We start from the raw sequence: 20,148 nt of genomic DNA, 5'->3' as shown, positions 1-20,148 counted from the left end.
GGGAAGATGAACACAGAGACTCCACGCGGCAAGTCTCCCGATCGGGGCGCAGGTGACGGCGAGGGAGGCGGGGACCGGATGCGGCGGCCCCAAGGCATGACCGTCGAGAGAGGGGACTTCTCGGCTTCGTTCAACTTCAACGGGGACCTGACACTGATCAATGCGGGGGGCATCCAGGTCACCCAGTTCAGGCCAGGCATCCATGACCGTCCCCTTGCCGGTCTCTGGCTCCGCCGCCATCGGGAGGGGCGGATCGATTCCATCCAACTGACCGGATCAAGTTCCCGGGCCTCCTTCGATCCAGCAGCCGGCAGCCCAGTCTGGGAGGGGAGGGACATGGGCGTCCGTTGGTGGGTTCGACTTGTTCCAAGCGCCATATCTCCTGCGCTTTCCCTGGCTCTTCCATCAGGTGGCGAAGGCGGCGGGACTGGCAGGGGGGCGTCCTGGACCTGGGAGGTGTCGGTCACGATCGACCAGGGTGGCTCGACTTCCGGTATTGAGAGGCAGGAATGTGATGACGCCGTCTTGCCTGACGATCTGTGGGACCTGGTTTCCGCCCAGGACCTGGCCTTGGTGGAGCCGTCCATGGCTGCCGGCGCCGAGTCCTACATCTCCCAGTACATCGCCTACCATGTGCAGGACGTCCCCGATTCTGGCAACGTCCTGTCAGCCCGGCAGACGATGGGTTGCGCCCCTCGGCTCCCCCTGTACGTCACGGGAATCTCACAGGGGTGCAGGGCATTCATGACTGACGGTTACGACTTCTACGGGCTTGGTGCGCGTCTGGACGGTCAGCCCGCGGCCCTCGGCGATGCCGACTGGGACCGGGGGGGCGTAGACCAGTATGAGTTCGCCATGGCCTGCCTCCTCTCTCCCAGGGCGCCGTTGACCCAGGGAGGCCTCACCTGGCAGGTGTGGAACACGGCACTGTCCGATTACAGGGGTGACCTGGGCAAGGCCTGCGCCGCCTGTGCAGAGGCCTTTGAGCAAAGTCGGAGTCGTGCAGACAAGACCGAGGCCGATGACGGTCCGTCCACCGGCTCCCACGACACCTTACCTGCCTCTCCCGTTGCCCCGCAGGCTGAGTCGGCAACCTCATTCCTGGTCTCTTCCGCACTGCTGAATGGCGACCCCCTGCCTGAGGATGAGTTCAGCCAACTGGGCGGAGGGCCCGTCCGCCAGCCGGAGGCGGACCAGACAGGTCATCTGCTCTCTTACTTCGGAGATGATGTCTGCCATGTGGTAAGCGCACGCAAGGAACTGGAGGTGGACCGCTCCCACGGGCAGATTCTCCTGTCCGGCAACCCGGATACCGACCCGTCACGGCCCACCATGGCCGCCACCACCTACGCCGGGGGTGTCTTCGCTTCCCAGGTGGTCCTGGGCAACACCAACATGAACCTGCTGGTTTCCGTCCAGAAGACCGGTCTGGGCCTCCTGCGCTCCCGGGGGGTCCGCATCCTGGTCCAGGTGGATGGAACCTGGCGCCTCTTGGGTGTTCCTTCGGCCTACATCATGGATTTGGGCGGATCCCGCTGGGTCTACCGCCTGGAAGGCAGGACCCTGACGGTGTCCACCATCGCCCACCTGGACAGGGCCGCCATCGACATCCATTTGGAGGCCGACGGTCCGATCCGGGCTCTGTTGACCGTCAGCCTGGACGATCCATCCACCTGGATCCGGAGGTTCGCTCCTGCCGATGTCGCCCGGGGGATGGTGGGGGCCATTTCCCTTACCCCTGCACCGGGCAGCCTGACGGCTGAACGTTGTCCGGGACTGAGCTATGTCATCTCATCGCCCGATGCAAGGGCCGGGGATGACGGTCCCCTCTTCGAGCCGGGCGCAGGGGTCCACACCACCGATCCGGCCATGGTCACCTTCCTGTCGGACGGGGGCCGGGCCCTGTCCGTCACCATCGCCGGATCCATGAATGGTGGCGCAAGCGAGGAGAGCACACCCGATACGGCCCCCGCCCCCTCCGAACGGGAGCTCCTCCATGCCCATTACCTGGCCATGACCTCTTTCATGCAGGGACTGCATGTGGCAGGGGAGGGAAGATTCGCCGAATTCAACGACCTCCTGCCCTGGCTGGTGCAGAACGCCCTGGTTCATTTTCTGTCACCCCACGGGCTGGAACAGTATGGGGGCGCCGCCTGGGGTACACGGGATGTCTGCCAGGGCCCTCTTGAACTGGCCCTGACCTTCGGTCATACCGACCTGGCCCGGACCATCCTCCTCAAGGTCTTCGCCCACCAGAACCCCGACGGCTCCCTGCCGCAGTGGTTCATGTTCGACCAGTATGCGGACTTCTACCAGCACGATTCCCACGGGGACATCCCCGTCTGGCCCCTGCTGGCGCTGGCTGAGTACGTCGAAGCAGGCGGTAGGTTGGACATCCTGGATGAGCCCGTGGCTTTCTGGCAGGATGATGCCACCCACCCCTGCGCATCAGTGGGACCAGTTGGAGATGCAAGCCCGGTCAATCCAGGTAGCCCCTCTTCCGGCCTGCCCACGGTGGCCGACCATCTTGCCCGGACGCTGGACTATATCCAGTCGCATAGGGTCCCGGACACCGACCTCTTCTGCTATGGCGAGGGGGACTGGGACGACACCCTTCAACCGGCCCAGGAGTCCATGAAAAGACAGATGGCCTCCACATGGACCATCGCCCTCCTCTACCAGGCCTGCTGCGGACTGCAACCGCTCCTGGAGGCCGCCGGCCGGACCGACCTGGCCTCCCGCTTTGCCGGGGAGGCCGGCAGAATCAAGGACGACTTCGCCGATAACTTTATATTCCAAGGGGTCCTGGCCGGATACGTCAATTTCGTCGATGGGCAACCCCGCCCGGTCATACACCCCTCGGATACCAGGACCAAGATACGGTACAGGTTGATTCCTATGACTCGCTCCATCATCGCTGGCCTGCTCACACCTGACCAGGAGGCGGACCATGAGAGAATCATCGAAGGCAATCTTCATTATCCGGACGGAGTCAGGCTCATGGATTGCCCGGCCGCCTTCCATGATGGAGTGACCAGGGTTTTCAAGAGGGCCGAACAGGCCGCCAACGTGGGCCGGGAGATTGGCCTGATGTATACGCACGCCCATGTGCGTTACACGGAGGCCCTGGGCCTACTGGGCAGGACACGCCTGGGTCGGGAACTCCTAAGAATCAGCCCGGTGGGCCAATTCCGCCGCCTGCCTACAAGCGAGCCCAGGCAACGCAACTGCTATTTCGCTTCGTCGGATGCCGACTTCCCCGACCGATACACGGCCGCCTCCCAATGGTCGAGGCTCAAGGAGGGGGCCAAGGACCCCGTAGGTGTGAGGGGAGGATGGAGGATTTATTCCTCCGGCCCCGGCATCTACTGCCGACAAGTGGTCCAGCACCTCTTCGGCCTCCAGTTGCACGATGGGCTGGTTGTCTTCGACCCGGTCCTGTCCCAGGAAGATGACGGACTGGAGGTGACCATGACCCTGTTCGGCCAGCCGCGTACCATCCGCTACCATGTGGCTGGTGGGCCGGTCGCTGGACCAGGAGACACCGGCTCAGAGGGTACAGGTTGGGACCGCTTGAGGGTTGAGGCCGATGGACACAGGCTTGAGGGCCGGATCCTGGATCTGCCTTACCGCAGGGGCGGATTGGTTGTGACGCAGGGCCAGTTGGCCGGAGCTGACCATATCGACATCTTCCTCACAGTCGACGGACAGACCGTAAAGTAAGTGCCGACACCCATGCCTGCAAGGGAGGTGGCTGGGCGGTCAGCTGTTCGGCAGCAGGTCGTCCGCCTGCCTTTCTCGGCCAAGTGGGCAGGGTGTCTGTACACGCAGAGCGACAGTCTGCGATTTGCGGGGAAGTCGGTGTCGCTATCTTCGCGGTGTCGTGCACCTACCGGCAATCGAATCGCGTAAGGGAATCCAGCTGTCTGGAAGGTGCAGGCAGGGTCAGCCCACCAAATCCAACAAGGAAGGTACATAACATGCCAAGGCCTACATACACGTTTCCACAGGACTTCCTCTGGGGGGCGGCCACGGCTGCCCACCAGATAGAGGGCAACAATATCAATGCCGACTGGTGGGAGCGTGAGCACCGGCCGGACAGCGACCTCAGCGAGCCTTCGGGGGATGCTGACGACAGCTACAACCGTTACGCGGAAGACATATCCCTCCTGGCCGACAGCGGATTGAACACCTACCGCTTCTCAGTGGAGTGGGCCAGGGTGGAGCCTGAGGAGGGGTTCTTCTCCCAGGCCCAGCTCCTACACTACCGGGCCATGATCGAAGCCTGCCTCCAGGCCGGGGTGACCCCCATGGTCACCCTGAACCACATGACCCTGCCCCGCTGGCTGGCCAGGCGGGGGGGCTGGCGTAATCCTGCCTCCGCAGACCTCTTCGGCCGGTACGTGGAGCACCTCATTCCTATTCTGGAAGGTGTCACCTGGGTCTGCACGATCAACGAGCCCAATATGGTGGCTCTGACCCAAGGGGGGCAGGAGGGCAGCGACATGGCTGCCGCCTCCCTACCCACCCCCGATCCGGGCATCTCCGAATCCCTGGTCAAGGCCCACAGGAGGGCTCGGGCAGTCCTTTCCCGCCGACCGGGAATCAAGTCCGGTTGGACCATTGCTTGTCAGGATTTCCAGGCCCTGCCGGGCTGTGAGCAGGACATGGAGGAGTACCGCTATCCTCGTGAGGACTTTTTCACCCAGGCCGCACGAGGCGACGACTTCATAGGGGTGCAGGCCTACCTGCGTACTTTCATCGGCCACGACGGCCCCCGACGGGTCCCGGAGGATGCGGAGAAGACCCTGACCGGCTGGGAGTATTACCCTGCCGCCCTGGGGGAGGCCGTGCGCCACACTTGGCGGACCGCCGGGCACATCCCCATCGTGGTCACCGAGAATGGGATCGCCACAGCCGATGACAGTCGGAGGATCGACTATACCTTTGACGCCCTGGCCGGCCTTCATCAGGTCATGGATGAGGGTGTGCGCGTGGAGGGTTACCTACACTGGTCGCTCCTGGACAACTACGAGTGGGGGTCCTACAAACCCACCTTCGGCCTGGTATCCGTGGACCACGAGACCTTCGAGCGTCATCCCAAGCCCTCCCTGGCCTGGCTGGGCCAGGTGGCCCGTTCCGGCATCCTCGCCCATCCCCGAGGCTAATACAGGCATGAGCACCAACGTTCGGCCCCGAACCGTCTTCGTATCGGTCCGGGGCCGAACGCTACCGCATACCGCTCTTGCGCTTACTGGTCTGCCGGGCGCGATGCCCCTGCCTGTACGGAGCCGGATGAAATGGTCATTGGGACCACGATCGAGGAGCCGTTGAAGAACTCGATGGTCACTTCTACGGTTCCATCAGTCACGCTGGGGTCGGAGAAGAAGTTCCCATTCAGGGTGAAGGTGCCGGCCCTTCTGTCACTGGAGAAGGCGGAACCGGCCTGCAGATAGGACCACCAGGAGGAGTTGGGGCCGACGGCCCGCCCGTATTCCTTGGCGGAGACCCTGCGGACGGCGTTTCCCTCATAGTTCATGGGGATTGTGATTCCGCTGCGCTGACCAACGGCGGGCGAGGAGGTGGCCTGCCCTGCTCGAACCAGATACTCATGCCAGTCGGCGCCGGCGGTGAACGTGAGGGTCAGATCGGCCAGCTGACCGTAGGCCGGTGCCTTAGGGGCAGACAGGATCCGGTTCAGGTAGGAGGCGGTCAGGGTCACCGTCTGGGAGGAAGCGTCGTAGGTGTAGTCGGAACCGGCCTTGAGGCCCTTGATCGAGTTGAAGGAGTTCCCGTTCAGGGTCAGGGGAATGGTCAGTCCCGATTGAGCCTTGGAGGCAAGATAAACAGTGTCGGGACCCGTGGCATAGGAAGAGACGGCGCCCATGGCCGCCTGGAGTTCGGAGCCGATCCGGGCGCTCTTCCACCCATACGGGGCCTGACGTGAAATCATGGAGCCGTTGTCCCAGAGCATGAGCCCAATTCCGCCCTGGCGGGCCATCTGGTTCATGTAGTCGTAGTACTTGAGTTCTTCTCCCTCCTGGAGCACGTCGCTGCCCGTGTCATACCCCAGGAGGCCGTACTCGCCAATCACCGTGCCGATGCCCTGACTGGTCAGGTTGTCCTGGATGGTCTTGAAGGTGGCGGCGGCCGAGGTTCTGGCCGTGGTAGGGCGGCCTTGGTTGTCGGTGCCGATTCTCTCGTCGAAGCCGGTGATCCCCAGGTTGGCGCTGTAGAGCCACTCACTGTAGTAGTGGACCGTGGCCGCGAGGTATGGATCGTTGAAGCTCTTGATCAGGGAGGCCAGATGCCTGGTGTACTCGTCGGAAGGGGTGGTGGAAGGGGTGGGCATGACGATCATGCGGTGCTCGTTGCCGGGCACGGAGCGGATGACGGAGCGCGCCTCCGTGTTCAATCTGTCCAACTTCTCCTGGGCGGACGGGTAGTCCCAGGTGTTGAACTGGGGTTCGTTGATGGTCTCGAAGGCCACCTTGTCCGACTCGTCGGCGAAGGTTCTGGCCAGCTGTTTCCAGAAATCCGAGAACATGACCTCCTCCTTGGCCCCGACCTGCCCATTCCACTGCTTCAGCCAGATCCAGGAGTCATGGTGGATGTTGACCAGGACGTGCATTCCCAGTCCGGTCGCCTGGTCGACCACCTGGCGATACCGGTTGAGCCAATCCCGATTGATCAGGTAACGGTAGCCGTCCTTGTTGGCCGAGCCCAGGTCCTGGTATCGCCGGTAGACGGTCATGGGAATCCGGATGCTGGTGTAGCCCTTGTCCTTGACTGCCTTGAGCAGGTCGGGAGTCACCTTGGGATTCCCCCAGGCCTGTTCGCCCTGATCGGGGGAGGACCAGTTGGTGTCCACCGCGTCGAAGGAATTGCCTAGGTTCCACCCCCTGCCCATCTCCCTGGCGAACCGGAGAGAAGGCGTCAGCCCGGTCTTCGGCAGGATGGTAGTCGAGGCCGTGATGTTCTCTGGGTCTGATTCGGTGCGGGTTTGTGTGTCCGCGCTCGCCGCAGGTGCCAGGACCAGCCCCATGGCGGTCAGGGCCGTTGTGGCCGCGGTCAGGGCCGGACCCCACCCTGTCGTTCCCGTCTTGCATGTCTTCGTGATAAATGATCTGAATCGCTTCATCGTCAATTCAATCCCCTGTTCCATGACTGGGCAGGCTCTGCCTGCAGGACAGGACCTGCCGGATGTTTCCTGTGTGCTGCTCTGAGCATGCAGCTGCGCGGCACAATCCGTATTATGTCGCCTTAGTGAGCCCGCCAACTGTGGCAGAATCTCATACAGATATTATAGTTCAATCATTAGAATAAATAGCGGAGGCCGAGCCGACTGACGGGCCAGGCATGCATGCCCGGAATTACTGGTGAAAAGTGGAGCTGAGGGTAGTCGAAACCCCGACCTCTTCGATGCGAACGAAGCGCTCTACCAACTGAGCTACAGCCCCATTCGTTGCCCGACCGTAGCCGAACAACAGACTGTACTGTATCGCACGGTGGGCACAAACGCAATCTGGACGGTCTGTGCCATGGCTCCGTGTTACAAACCCATGGCTCGGTTTCCGCGGCTGCCGGATGGGTTGTCGTATTCAGTCGCTGGGGTTCCCGTCCTGCTTGCTTTCCCCGAGATCGTCCCGGTCAGCGGCAGTCTGCGCGGATTCGGCCCTTTTGCCCTTGCCTGCCCTGGCCTTGATCAGTCCGATGACGGTCGGCATGACGGATATGAGCAGAATAAGGATGATGACCAGCTCGAAATGCTCCTGGACGGCCGGAATGCCGCCGAAGAAGTAACCCAGGAGGGTGAAGAGGGTGGACCAGACCAGGCCCCCCAGAACGCTGAAGGGGGTGAACCGGCTCCACTTCATTCCCGAGATTCCCGAGATGAAGGGCATGAAGGTCCTGATGAAGGGGAAGAAACGGCCCAGGAATACCGCCAAGGGCCCCCACTTGTCTATCATTCCCTCGGTTTTGGCCAGCCGCTCCGGGGTCAAGGCCTTCACCCTGCCTGACCTGATGATGGCCCGTCCGAAAAAGTGCCCTATGAAGTAGTTGCTCTGGTCGCCAAGGATCGGAGCCAGGCAGACGACCGGCAGGAGGATGTCCAATGCCATCCCGCTGGTGGGGTCGTGTGCGAAGACGCCGGCTGCGAACAGGAGGGAGTCGCCGGGCAGAAAGGGCATGAAGACCACGCCCGTCTCGATGAAGATGATCAGGAAGATGAATGCATATGTAGGCACCAGTCCCATGGCAATCCACCCTGCGATGGCGCTGCGCGGATCCTTGAGTAGGTTGATGAGCCAGTGTATGAATCCCATTTGCCAAAGACCGTCCTGTTATGTTGGAGCACGAACCGTTCCAAACTGTAGCAAGCCTGGACCACAGCAGGTTGGTCTTCGCCAGACCCTTGCGAGGAAGACACAACCGTTGCGCATCTCGGGCTGTGCGCGGGACAATCCGTATGAAGTGTGCCCTGCCATTCGGAGGGTCAGGTAGCAGGGTGATGGGGTCGTCCCGGTCTTGCCCTGCGCCTATTTCGCGTGAAAGGGGGTACCAGCCATACGCCTACTTCCATACGACCTCACAGGGAACCGTTCTTGTAGGTAGTCTTGGTGTCTCCCTTGGTTCCGCGTTCGAAACGATCGAAGGCCCGCAGATAGATCAGTGACTTGGCGTATGCCAGCCAGGAGAAGCCGAAGATGATGACCAGGACCCGCAGGAAGGGCACAGAGTAGATGAGGAAGGCGAAGGCCACGTCGATGGCCAGGAGGCAGACGGCGTAGAGGGGGATCCCCATGGGAACACCGACGGAGAGTTTGAAGAAACCCCAGACTGTATTGGTGTAGCGGGATTGCAGGGGGTAGAAGAACTCATATGAGAGGACCAGCAGGACGGTTCCGATGATAAGGATAATGAGGGCGAGATAGGTCATCGCCCCCTTCATATTCAGCCAGAAGGCCAGTGAGTAAATGACGATGGCACCCAGCGCCAGGTGGATGATGAAGGCGATGATGGACTGCTTGAACTCCCGGATGAAGCGTTGCAGGTACTGTCGGCAGAGGGGTATGTCCTCGTGGTCGTCATAGGCGAAGACCGTTCCATACAGGGCGCTGCGGGCGGGTCCTATCGTGACCAGGGGTATGCAGGTGACGACAAAGAGCAGGTTCAGGGCTGTGAATCTGAGCAGGGTGTTCACGAACTGCCAGAAGGGGCTTTCGAGGTTGAAGTGCATGATCCGCCTTTCCTATTCGACTCTACCTGTCAGCTCGTCTGGCGGCGGCACGCGGGCAGGAGAGTGAACGCGGCCATCCCGTTTGTTCTGTCTCCCGCTCTGTCGGCTACAGAACCATCTGCCGGACGGACCGGTCAAGAGGGTGTCCGATCCTCCTGACAAGATTCATGAGCGGAAGTGGCCCTGCCTCATGTGGTGACATGCCTTGTAGAGTACCGCGGCTTGACAGCTTAGTAAAATCGGTGTACTAATCTATTTACAAACATATAAATAAGCCGACTACGATCTACGCGGCGCCCAGATGTAGCGGATACATACGGCGCATGGCTGGCAACGCAAGGGAGCGGGCTTATGGGAAAAGACAGGAGGGCAGGATGTCAACTGGCGACATTCCGTTGAAGGCCACCCGGCGGGGTAAGGCTAAACGCCAAGAGGGCATAAGCGGCAGGAAGAAACACAGCATCAACCTCTTCCTTTTGACCGTCCCCTTTCTGATACTGGTCATCCTCTTCAGTTACTATCCCCTGCTCGGTTGGGTATATGCCTTCTATGACTACCAGCCTCCAATTCCCCTGTCGGAGAGCCAGTTCGTTGGCTTCCAGTGGTTCAAGATGATTGTCCAGAATCCGGCCCAGCTACACACGGTCGGCCAGGTTCTGATTAACACCTTCGTAATGAGCGGCCTGGGTATTCTGACCTCGTTCTTCCCGCTGTTCTTCGCCATCGGCCTCAATGAGATTCGCAATAAACACTTCAAGAACGTCATCCAGACACTGACCACCCTGCCCAACTTCATCAGCTGGGTCCTGGTCTACGCCGTGGCATTCGCCATGTTCTCCTCCACCGGCATGATCAACCAGCTCCTACAGAACATCCACCTGATTTCACAGCCCATCCACTTCCTGGATTCCGACAGTGGGACCTACTTCAAGATGCTCCTGTGGAGCCTGTGGAAGGGTCTGGGCTGGGGGTCCATCCTCTATCTGGCCGGCATATCAGGCATCGACCCCGAACTCTATGAGGCCGCCCAGGTGGATGGGGCAAACCGCTTCCAGCAGATCATCCATGTCACGGTCCCACAGCTCATGCCCACCTACCTGGTCATGCTGATGCTGAGCGTCTCCAACTTCCTGAACAACGGGATGGATCAGTACTTCGTCTTCCAGAACGCCTTCAATCTCAAGCACATCCAGGTGCTTGACCTCTACGTCTACAACGTGGGCATGGGTCAGAACAGCCTCTCTCTGGCAACGGCCATATCCATGCTGAAATCCTTGGTCAGCGTGGTTCTCCTGTTCCTGGTCAATTGGGCCTCGAAGCGGACCCGTGGCGAGTCAATTATCTGAGCGTGAGGGGAAAACAATCATGAGTGACAGCATGGCAATCGAATCGAAGGGTGTCTCCCCCCTCCTGCAGCGGACCAAGGGCGAGAAGGTGTTCAATGTCTTCAACATCGCCTTCTTCATCCTCTTCGCCTTCATCTGCGTCTACCCGTTCTATTACCTGATCATCAACAGCATCTCCGACAACACCTTGAGTGCCGCCGGCAAGATCACCGTCCTGCCCAAGGGGGTCCACTGGAGCAACTATGTGGAGGTCTTCAAGCTGGAAGGTCTGGGCACAGCCGCCATGGTCTCCCTGGGACGTACCGTGATCGGCGCGACTCTGACCGTACTGGCCAGTGCCTTCCTGGGCTTTCTCTTCACCCAGCAGGGCATGTGGCACCGCAAGTTCTGGTACCGCTTCATCATCGTGACCATGTACTTCAATGCTGGCTTGATTCCCATGTTCATCACGATGAAGAACCTGGGGCTGACCAACAACTTCTGGGTGTACATCCTGCCGGCCATCGTGCAGCCCTTCAACATCATCCTGGTGAAGACCTACATCGAGTCCATTCCCAAGTCCCTCCAGGAGGCGGCCGAGGTGGACGGTGCCGGCACCCTGACGGTCTTCTTCAAAATCGTCCTGCCCATGTGCACACCGATTCTGGCAACGGTGGCCATCTTCTCGGCCGTCGGCCAGTGGAACTCCTTCCAGGACACCTTGATCTACATGACTGATTCCAAGCTCTACTCCCTGCAGTACCTGCTCTATCAGTACATCAACCAGGCAAGCTCCCTGGCCAGTGCAGTCAAGGCCAGCGCGGGCGGCGCCTTGAACATGGCGGCCCTGGCCACCCAGCAGACCCCGTCGTCGATCAGGATGACCGTCTCGGTCATCGTGGTCCTGCCCATCCTATTTATCTACCCGCTCTTCCAGCGTTACTTCGTCAAGGGCATGATGCTCGGCGCCGTCAAGGGCTGATCGGGAGGAGATGCAACCTCGCCGCTGTGTGGGCCTGTCCTGCGCGGCGGCCAGGAAGCGTCCATGTCGATTCATCAAGGAGGACAAATCGATGAGAGATGCAAGGCCGGCAGTGGCCCCGCCGGTCCGAAGGAGATCAACCACCGGGTTGACCATCACCGCTCACGGAGTCGTCGGCGGTTGGCAGGGGTCTGAAGCCGGGCGTATCGACCGAGGAAGGCCCCGCAGGCCGTTGAGACAGTCTTATGAGCCACAAGGATGTAAGCGGAAGTCAGAACCCTCCCGATGACCTGTGGTCCGCCGACCTGCCGAAGGTGACAGGACGGGCCCAGGAGCCGGACGGTGTCTGGAAAGGGGAAACATGCAAGCCAAGAAGCTGACGGCGGTGGCTGCCGCTGTCATAACTGTGTCCATGGCCTTGGCGGGCTGTGGCGGCGGCAACTCCGCCAACGAGAAGGACGACGGGTCGCTCATGCAGGTGGATGTCTTCGATGGCCTGGCCAACTACCAAGGCATCCAGAAGGGCTGGTTCGCCAAGATGGTCAAGGATAAGTTCAACCTTAAGTTGAACATCGTGGCCCCCAATGTGGCGGGCGGGGGCAACACCCTCTTCGATACCCGTTCGGCAGCCGGGAATCTGGGCGACATCGTCATTACCGGCTCGGGCTCCGGGCAGGCGGCCAAGTTGGTCAAGGCCCATCTGATTGACGACATGACGCCGTACATGAAGAATGCCAAGAACATCAAGAAGTACAAGTCCGCCACCGACGCCTTCAACAAGGTGGCCGGGCAGACCAGCGGGGTCTGGGGAGTGCCCGGGTCGGTCACTTCCCTGCCGCCCACGGAGCCCTCCGAGGGGCTGGAGCCCACCTTCGGCCCCTACGTACGGTGGGACATCTACAAGGAGGTGGGCTATCCCAGGATCGCCGATATGGATGACCTGGTCAATGTCCTCAAGCAGATGCAGGACAAGGACCGGGCCGAGACCGGCGACAAGAACATCTACGCCATGTCCCTCTTCAAGGACTGGGACGGCAACATGATGAACAACGCCAAACAGCCCACCTGTTACTACGGTTACGATGAGATGGGCTTCGTCCTGGCCAAGGCCGACGGCTCCGACTACCAGTCGGTTACCCAGAAGGGCGGGATGTACGAGAAGGCCCTCCAGTTCTTCAACAAGGCATCACAGGCCGGCCTGGTCGATCCCGAGTCGACCACCCAGAACTACGACACCATGTACGCCAAGTACCAGCAGGGCAAGATTCTCTTTTCCTTCTGGCCCTGGCTGGGGCAGGCAGCCTACAACACCACGGACAACAAGGCCCAGGGCAAAGGCTTCATGATCGCGCCTCTGGAGGACATGAAGATCTTCTCCTACGGCGCCACACCTGACGGGGGGAGCACCTTCATCGCCTTGGGTTCCAAGGCCAAGAACAAGCAACGCCTGGTCAACTTCATCGACTGGCTCTACTCGCCTGAGGGAGTCTACGCCTCCGGTGCCCAGACCGGCGGGTCCGCTGGCCCCAAGAACCTGAACTGGACGGTCAAGGATGGCAAACCCGAGCTGACCGATTTCGGCGAGAAGGTCCTCTTCGGCAACGGTGCCAACGTACCGGCCGATTGGGGCGGCGGCACATACAAGGACGGGGTCTCGGCCTTGAACTACCCGACTGTGATCGTTCAGGACAAGGATCCCTCCACGGGCTACCCCTACAACGCCAGCATGTGGCCCTCGCAGCTGGCCAAGAACACGGACCCGCTGAGCACTGATTGGTCCGCCCACATGGGCGGGGCCAAGACCACCATGGAATATCTGAAGAAGAACGACAAGATCATGGTGGCCCCCGGTTCCAGCTACGTGACCCCGGACGAGTCCTCCCAGATAAAGACCCTCCGCGGCCAGGTGAAGACCGAGATCGTCAACGCCTCCTGGAAGGCCTCCTTCGCCAAGGACGACAACGAGTTCAATGCCCTCCTTGATGAGATGCGCTCCAAGGTTGACGGGATGGGCTACAAGCAGGTTCTCGATGTGGACATGAAGGACGCCAAGGATCAGAACACGGCTCGGGTGGACATCAAGAAGCAGTTCGAAAACAGGAAGTGAACCGGAGGATGAGCGTCCGGCCCCCGTCGGGGTCCCCGGGGGTCCGGACCTCACATGAAGATTTGCACACTCCGGTCGGCCCGTGTCGGGCGACCGCACGGGCCGACCGGAGAGTCTGAAAACCAGACTATGACAGAGAAAGGTAACAAGGAAACCATGAAGAAGAGCAAACTCGCAGTGGTGACGGCAGCGGTGCTGTCAGCCTCGCTGGCCCTGGCCGGCTGTGGCGGCGGCGGAGGCAACTCCGCCAACGAGAAGGACGACGGCTCCCTGATGAAGGTGGATGTCTATGACGACCTGGCCAACTACCAAGGCATCCAGAAGGGCTGGTTCGCCAAGATGGTCAAGGACAAGTTCAACATTCAGTTGAACATGATCTCGCCCAATGTGGCCGGTGGCGGCAGCACCCTCTTCGATACCCGTTCGGCGGCCGGAAACCTGGGTGATCTGGTCATCACCGGGGCCGGCAACGGCAGACTGACCAAGTTGATCAAGGCACACCTGATCGAGGATATGACGCCGTACCTGAAGAATGCCAAGAACATCAAGAAGTACAAGACCGCCACCGACGCCCTCAACAAGTTGTCGGGCCAGAGCAGCGGGGTCTGGGGGGTGCCGCAGAGTGTCTCCACCAAGAGCCCGACCGACCCTTCCGAGGGCAACGAGCCCGTCTTCGGCCCCTACATCCGCTGGGACTACTACCGTGAGATCGGCTACCCGAAGTTCAACAACCTGGATGACTTCCTGCAGGTGCTCAAGCAGATGCAGGACAAGGCCCGGGCCGAGACCGGCGACAAGAATGTCTATGCCTTCTCCCTGTTCAAGGACTGGGACGGCAACATGATGAACAACGCCAAGCAGCCCACGACCTACTTCGGTTATGACGAGATGGGCTTCGTCCTGGCCAAGGCCGACGGCTCCGACTACCAGTCGGTCACCCAGAAGGGCGGGATGTACGAGAAGGCCCTCCAGTTCTTCAACAAGGCCAACCAGATGGGCCTGGTCGACCCCGAGTCCTCCACCCAGAACTACGACACCATGTCGGCCAAGTACCAGCAGGGCAAGATTCTCTTCTCCTTCTGGAGCTATCTGGGGCCTGCCGCTTACAACACCACGGAAAACAAGGCCCAGGGCAAGGGCTATATGCTGGCCCCCATGGGTGACATGAAGATCTTCTCCTACGGAGCCACCCCCAATGGCGGCGCCTCCATCATTGCCGTCGGGTCCAAGGCCAAGAACAAGCAGCGCCTGGTCAACTTCATCGACTGGCTCTACTCCAGGGAGGGCGTCTATGCCATGGCCGGCAACGTCAAGGGCATGAACTTCGACATCAAGGACGGCAAGCCCGAGCTGACCGACTTCGGCAAGAAGCTCCAGAGCAACAAGTCCTCCAAGGTCTCCGCCCAGTTCGGTGGCGGCTCTTACTCCGACGGTGTATCCGCCCTGAACTTTGCCACCGAGCTGGCCACCGACATCGATCCCGACACCAAGGAGCCCTATGACTCCAGCATGTGGCAATCCACCATCGACCAGTTCAGCAACTCCGCCCTGGACAAGGATTGGTCCGAGCATATGGACGGGGCCAAGACCTCCATGCAGTACCTGGAGAAGGCGAACAAGCTCATGATCGCCCCCGGTTCCAGCTTCATCCAGCCCGATGAGTCCTCCCAGATCTCCACCCTGCGCGGTCAGGTGAAGACCGAGATCGTCAACACCTCTTGGAAGGCGGTCTTCGCCAAGGACGACAACGAGTTCAACAGCCTGATGGACGAGATGCGTTCCAAGGTCGACGGACTGGGCTTCAAGCAGGTTCTGGATGTGGACATGAAGAACGCCAAGGACCAGAACACGGCCCGCGTCAACATCAAGAAGCAGTTCGCCAACCGCGAGAAGGCGGAAGGCAACTGATTCCGCACCGGACGGTAAGGCGGGGGAGCTCTGGTGACCCTGCCCATCGTCAGGCATGTACCGGTGGGGGAGCGTTAGCCGGGCGGGTGGTCAACCACCCTCCGTCGCGCTCCCCTTGCCATGTCGGTGACACGGTGGATGTGTTTCCGGTTACCGGTTATGAATGTGGCCTTTGTTCCAATCAGGGGCCGTGCCGCGAATGATAGAAAACAGAGAAGGAAAACGAGGTGCGAGAGCTGCATGCTCCCATTTGAAAAGAATTCAAGAATTGTCTTCTGCGGAGACTCGGTCACTGACGTCAACCGTGATTACAAGGCCATTCCCGCCGGCTGGGGCTCCTTCGGTGATGGCTATGTCAACCTGGTCCACGCCCTTCTTACCGCCGTATACCCTGACCGGGAGCTCATGATCATGAACGAGGGAGTCAGCGGGGACGACATCAAGTTGATGGCAGCCCGGTGGGACAGGGACGTGCTCGATATGAAACCCGACTATGTCTCCGTCATGATAGGGATCAACGACGTCTGGCGTCACTTCGACGGTCCCTTCCGCCAGGCGGACCTGGTCTCCCTGGATGAATTCGAACACACCTACGAGGATCTGATGGGCAGGACCGAGCCCCGTGTCAAAGGTCTGATTGTCATGAGCCCCTTCATGATGGAGCCCAACAGGGAGGACCCGATGAGGGCCATGGTCGACCGTTATGCCGAAGTGGCCAGGAAGGTGGCGGACCGACATAAGGCCATCTACGTGGATGTCCAGGCTGCCATGGACCACTTCCTCGAGAAACAGAGCAGCTACATACTCAGCATGGACCGTTGCCACCCCGGGATCGAGGGGCATATGCTGGTGGCCCGGACCTGGCTCCAAGCCGTCGGCTTCGACTGGGAAAGGACCACATTCGATGACGAAAAGTGAACAGGAGCCCCGTTCCCTGCGTGAAGACGTGGTCGGGGCCGACGACCTTTCGCGGGTGGATGCCGAGATCAGCCGGGGTGCCTTCAAGGCCGATTGGGCCTCCCTGTGCGCCATGGAGCCCCCCACCTGGTTCGCCGATGCCAAGTTTGGCATTTTCACCCACTGGGGCCTGTACAGCGTGCCTGCTTACCGTAACGAGTGGTACTCGCGCAACATGTACATCAAGGGATACCCGGAGTTCGACCACCACGTGAAGACCTACGGAGCCCAGAAGGAGTTCGGTTACAAGGACTTCATCCCCATGTTCAAGGCGGAGCGTTTCAACCCCGACCAGTGGCTGGACCTCTTCCGCCGGGCCGGTGCCCGCTACTACATGCCCGTGGCCGAGCACCACGATGGATTCCAGATGTACCGCAGCGACCTGTCGGAATGGAACGCCTTCGACAAGGGGCCCCATCGCGACCTGATCGGTGAGCTGCGGCGGGCCACTCTGGATGAGGGGCTTCACTTCGCTCTGTCCGACCACCGGGCTGAGCACTGGTGGTTCATGGGCCACGGGCAGGAGTTCGACAGCGACGTGCATCAGCCCATGAAGAGGGGTGACTTCTACTGGCCCGCCATGCCCGAGCCCGACAACCAGGACCTCTTCAGCAAGCCCTATCCCACCAAGGAGTACCTGGATGACTGGCTCCTGCGGGTCTGCGAGGTGATCGACGCCTACCGGCCCGAACTCCTCTACTTCGACTGGTGGGTCCAGCACGAGGCCTTCAAGCCTTATTTACAGCGCCTGGCCGCTTACTACTACGACCGGTCAGTCGAGTGGGGGATTCCGACCGCCATCTGTTACAAGATGGACGGCATGGCCTGGGGCTCGGGCATCGTGGACGTGGAGCGCGGCGGCTTCGCCAACCCCACACCCTTCGTCTGGCAGACGGACACTGCCATCGCCCGCAACTCCTGGTGCCACACGACCACCCTGGACCACAAGTCGGTGGCTGAAATCCTGGCCGCCCTCCTTGACGCGGTCAGCAAGAACGGCAATCTCATGCTCAACGTGGGCCCTTGCGCCGACGGGTCCATCGACCCCGAGGAGGAGGGGATGTTGGAATCCATCGGTCGGTGGATGGATGTGAACGGGGAGGGGATCTATGGATCCCGCCCCTGGTGGGTCGCCCAGGAGGGTCCCACCCACCCGGCAGCGGGGTCCTTCGCGGATCAGACCGAGGCCGTCTTCACCCCCGAGGATTTCCGGTTCACCTCGGCATCAGGCGCCATCTACGCCTACCAGCTCAAGCCGGCCGCAGATGGACGGGCCCTTATCAAGGCCTTTGCCCCACTTGGCAAGGAAGGGTCTGTCTTTCAGGGGATTGTCCGCCAGGTCAGCCAGTTGGGTGCAGGACCGGTCAGCTACGAGCTGACGGACCGGGGACTGGCGGTTCAGGGCCTCAAGGACCCCGTTGGAGCCACGGCCAGCGGCCTGCCACTGGGCATCCGGATCGACGTGGAGTGAGATTCGGCCCCTGCGGGATTTCTGTCAGCGGCTCGAGGACTTAGTGACCGACAACAACAAGGAAAGATAGGAAGATATGAAGTTCCTCAACGGAGAATGGCTTGTGCGCGACGGTTTCGACGTCAAATATGCGGCCAATATCTACAGCGCGGATATCGAAGAGAAAAGGCTGACCCTCTACGCCCCCTTCCAGGTGATCAGGAATCCCGGCATGACCCTGGACGGAGGACTGCTTACCATCGAGGTCACCTCCCCCCGTCCCGACATCATCACCACCCGGATCATCAACTACAGGCAGGACCACAGCCATGACCCACGGTTCACGCTTGACCGGACCGATCCCCCGGTGAGGATCGAGGAGGATGAGAGGGGATGGACCTTCACCAGTGGCAGGCTGGCCCTGAAGATCGCCAAGGGTGATGCCATCGACTTCGAGTACGAGTATGAGGGCCGTCCGCTGACAAGGTCGGCGTGGAGGGGCAAGGCCCTGGTGACCGATGACGATGGCAGGCCACACATGGTCGAGTCCCTCAACCTGGGCGTGGGAGAGAAGATCTACGGCCTGGGCGAGCGTTTCACCAACTTCGTCAAGAACGGGCAGACGGTCACCATCTGGAATCAGGATGGTGGTACAGGCACGGCCCAGGCCTACAAGAATGTCCCCTTCTATATGAGCAACCGGGGGTATGGAGTCTTCGTGGATTCCACTGACAAGGTGGAGTTCGAGATCGGTTCCGACGAGGTCTCCAAGGTCCAGTTCTCCGTCCCCGGCCAGGAGCTGACATACTCGGTGATCGGCGGCCAGGACCTCAAAGGGGTGCTGAACACCTATACCGATCTGACCGGTAAGCCCCCTCTGGTCCCCGACTGGAGCTTCGGCTTGTGGCTGTCGACCTCCTTCACCACCGACTATGACGAGAAGACCGTCAACGAGTTCGTCGACGGTATGGCGGAGCGGGACATCCCCCTGTCGGTCTTCCACTTCGACTGCCGTTGGATGGACGACCTGGAATGGTGCAACTTCGAGTGGAAACACTCCGCCTTCCCGGACCCCGAAGGGATGCTGGCCCGCCTCCACCAGAAGGGTCTCAAGGTCTGTGCCTGGATCAACCCCTATATCGCCCAGAAGTCCAAGCTCTTCAAGGAAGGGGCCGAGAAGGGGTACTTCATCAAGCGTACCGACGGCCAGGTCTGGCAGTGGGACAAGTGGCAGGCAGGCATGGCCATCGTCGACTTCACCAACCCCGAGGCGACGGCCTGGTACCAGAGTAAGCTCAGGCACCTGCTGGACCAGGGCGTGGACTGCTTCAAGACCGACTTCGGCGAACGCATCCCCACCGAGGGCGTCGTCTATTACGACGGTTCCGACCCGGTCAAGATGCACAACTATTACACCCTCCTATACAACAAGGCCGTCTATGACCTCCTGGTCGAGGTGAAAGGGGCCGACCAGGCCATCCTCTTCGCCCGTTCGGCGACGGTGGGCGGACAGTGCTACCCGGTCCACTGGGGCGGGGACTGCACCTCCAACTACCCCTCCATGGCCGAAAGCCTGAGGGCCGGTCTCTCCTTCGGTATGAGCGGATTCGGCTACTGGAGTCACGACATCGCCGGCTTCGAGGACCAGCCCACCCCCGACATCTACAAGCGCTGGACCCAGTTCGGCCTCCTTTCCTCGCACTCCCGCTACCACGGGTCCACTGCCTACAAGGTTCCCTGGCTATACGGGGATGAGGCCGTCGAGGTCACCCGTGAGTTCGCCAAGCTCAAGCAGCGTCTTGTGCCCTATCTGATAAAGATGTCGCATGAGACCCATGAGACGGGCCTGCCCATGATGAGGGCCATGGTCCTGGAGTTCCCCAGCGACCCGACCTGCGAGGACATCGACACCCAGTACATGTTGGGGGACGACATCCTGGTGGCCCCAATCTTCAATGAGGACGGGACCGCACGCTTCTACGTTCCTGATGAGGGCACGGGCCGACCCTGGGCCAACATGCTGACAGGAAAGACCTATGAGCCTGGACGCTGGTACCAGGAGACCTACGACTACCACACCCTGCCGGTCCTGGTCAGACCAGGTACCGACCCCCTCCACGTGTGAGGCGGATTCTGGTATCACGCGGCCGGCACTTCCCTGTGCCCGGTGTGGTTCTC

At 60.8% G+C, this 20,148-nt stretch carries 12 protein-coding genes and 1 tRNA gene; 9 read left to right on the top strand and 4 right to left on the bottom strand.

Annotated features, from left to right (window positions below; genetic code table 11):
* The first annotated feature begins 6 nt into the window (after positions 1–6).
* Both H3U89_RS02850 and H3U89_RS02845 read left to right on the top strand, forming a co-directional pair.
* Positions 7–3,723, top strand: coding sequence for a hypothetical protein (locus tag H3U89_RS02850; protein ID WP_198178570.1), 3,717 nt, complete (start codon positions 7–9; stop codon positions 3,721–3,723).
* Between the two features lie 257 nt (positions 3,724–3,980).
* A complete protein-coding gene (locus tag H3U89_RS02845) occupies positions 3,981–5,168 on the top strand; it encodes a glycoside hydrolase family 1 protein (RefSeq protein WP_198178571.1) in 1,188 nt (395 codons plus the stop codon).
* Positions 5,169–5,251: 83 nt separating this feature from the next.
* Here the strand turns inward: H3U89_RS02845 and H3U89_RS02840 are convergent, their stop codons facing one another.
* The 4 genes from H3U89_RS02840 to H3U89_RS02825 form a co-directional block, all read right to left on the bottom strand.
* Positions 5,252–7,141, bottom strand: coding sequence for a cellulase family glycosylhydrolase (locus tag H3U89_RS02840; protein ID WP_198178572.1), 1,890 nt, complete (start codon positions 7,139–7,141; stop codon positions 5,252–5,254).
* 246 nt (positions 7,142–7,387) lie between these two features.
* A tRNA-Ala gene (locus tag H3U89_RS02835) sits at positions 7,388–7,460 on the bottom strand.
* 141 nt (positions 7,461–7,601) lie between these two features.
* Complete coding sequence (locus H3U89_RS02830; RefSeq protein WP_198178573.1) at positions 7,602–8,327, bottom strand: DedA family protein; 726 nt, start codon at positions 8,325–8,327, stop codon at positions 7,602–7,604.
* Between the two features lie 263 nt (positions 8,328–8,590).
* On the bottom strand, positions 8,591–9,241 hold the full coding sequence (locus tag H3U89_RS02825) for a YesL family protein (RefSeq protein WP_198178574.1): 651 nt from the start codon (positions 9,239–9,241) through the stop codon (positions 8,591–8,593).
* Between the two features lie 374 nt (positions 9,242–9,615).
* Between H3U89_RS02825 and H3U89_RS02820 the strand changes: the two genes are divergently transcribed.
* From H3U89_RS02820 to yicI, 7 genes are all read left to right on the top strand, one after another.
* On the top strand, positions 9,616–10,587 hold the full coding sequence (locus H3U89_RS02820) for an ABC transporter permease (protein ID WP_232342615.1): 972 nt from the start codon (positions 9,616–9,618) through the stop codon (positions 10,585–10,587).
* 31 nt (positions 10,588–10,618) lie between these two features.
* Positions 10,619–11,548: a carbohydrate ABC transporter permease gene (locus H3U89_RS02815; RefSeq protein WP_198176963.1), complete on the top strand. Its 930-nt coding sequence runs from the start codon at positions 10,619–10,621 to the stop codon at positions 11,546–11,548.
* Between the two features lie 361 nt (positions 11,549–11,909).
* The gene (locus H3U89_RS02810) at positions 11,910–13,655 is read left to right on the top strand and encodes an ABC transporter substrate-binding protein (protein ID WP_198178576.1); all 1,746 of its coding nucleotides are present in this window, start codon (positions 11,910–11,912) and stop codon (positions 13,653–13,655) included.
* Between the two features lie 156 nt (positions 13,656–13,811).
* Positions 13,812–15,563 (top strand): ABC transporter substrate-binding protein, encoded by a 1,752-nt coding sequence (locus H3U89_RS02805; RefSeq protein ID WP_198176961.1) that lies wholly within the window; start codon positions 13,812–13,814, stop codon positions 15,561–15,563.
* Between the two features lie 240 nt (positions 15,564–15,803).
* Positions 15,804–16,481 carry an SGNH/GDSL hydrolase family protein gene (locus H3U89_RS02800; protein WP_232345465.1) on the top strand — a complete coding sequence of 226 codons (678 nt, stop codon included), beginning with the start codon at positions 15,804–15,806 and terminating at the stop codon, positions 16,479–16,481.
* Entirely contained in the window at positions 16,468–17,991 is a 1,524-nt protein-coding gene (locus H3U89_RS02795; protein ID WP_198178578.1) for an alpha-L-fucosidase, read from the top strand. Before H3U89_RS02800 ends, H3U89_RS02795 begins: the two co-directional genes overlap by 14 nt.
* Before the next feature lie 76 nt (positions 17,992–18,067).
* A complete protein-coding gene (gene yicI / locus H3U89_RS02790; protein ID WP_198178579.1) occupies positions 18,068–20,095 on the top strand; it encodes an alpha-xylosidase in 2,028 nt (675 codons plus the stop codon).
* Positions 20,096–20,148 lie beyond the last annotated feature (53 nt).

Origin of the sequence: Bifidobacterium sp. W8104, from assembly GCF_016100735.1 — a bacterium.
GTDB classification, from domain to species: Bacteria; Actinomycetota; Actinomycetes; order Actinomycetales; family Bifidobacteriaceae; genus Bombiscardovia; species Bombiscardovia choladohabitans.
The sequence above is the reverse complement of the archived record's forward strand: the minus strand, read 5'-3'. Positions and strand labels throughout refer to the sequence as shown.

What these genes read in the sequence shown, in the direction of transcription:
- H3U89_RS02845 (WP_198178571.1), top strand. Translation starts at nt 3,981, where the DNA reads ATGCCAAGGCCTACATACACGTTTCCACAGGACTTCCTCTGGGGGGCG.
- H3U89_RS02805 (WP_198176961.1), top strand. Translation starts at nt 13,812, where the DNA reads ATGAAGAAGAGCAAACTCGCAGTGGTGACGGCAGCGGTGCTGTCAGCC.
- H3U89_RS02810 (WP_198178576.1), top strand. Translation starts at nt 11,910, where the DNA reads ATGCAAGCCAAGAAGCTGACGGCGGTGGCTGCCGCTGTCATAACTGTG.
- H3U89_RS02820 (WP_232342615.1), top strand. Translation starts at nt 9,616, where the DNA reads ATGTCAACTGGCGACATTCCGTTGAAGGCCACCCGGCGGGGTAAGGCT.
- H3U89_RS02850 (WP_198178570.1), top strand. Translation starts at nt 7, where the DNA reads ATGAACACAGAGACTCCACGCGGCAAGTCTCCCGATCGGGGCGCAGGT.
- yicI (WP_198178579.1), top strand. Translation starts at nt 18,068, where the DNA reads ATGAAGTTCCTCAACGGAGAATGGCTTGTGCGCGACGGTTTCGACGTC.
- H3U89_RS02830 (WP_198178573.1), bottom strand. Translation starts at nt 8,327, where the DNA reads ATGGGATTCATACACTGGCTCATCAACCTACTCAAGGATCCGCGCAGC.
- H3U89_RS02840 (WP_198178572.1), bottom strand. Translation starts at nt 7,141, where the DNA reads ATGAAGCGATTCAGATCATTTATCACGAAGACATGCAAGACGGGAACG.
- H3U89_RS02800 (WP_232345465.1), top strand. Translation starts at nt 15,804, where the DNA reads ATGCTCCCATTTGAAAAGAATTCAAGAATTGTCTTCTGCGGAGACTCG.
- H3U89_RS02825 (WP_198178574.1), bottom strand. Translation starts at nt 9,241, where the DNA reads ATGCACTTCAACCTCGAAAGCCCCTTCTGGCAGTTCGTGAACACCCTG.
- H3U89_RS02795 (WP_198178578.1), top strand. Translation starts at nt 16,468, where the DNA reads ATGACGAAAAGTGAACAGGAGCCCCGTTCCCTGCGTGAAGACGTGGTC.
- H3U89_RS02815 (WP_198176963.1), top strand. Translation starts at nt 10,619, where the DNA reads ATGGCAATCGAATCGAAGGGTGTCTCCCCCCTCCTGCAGCGGACCAAG.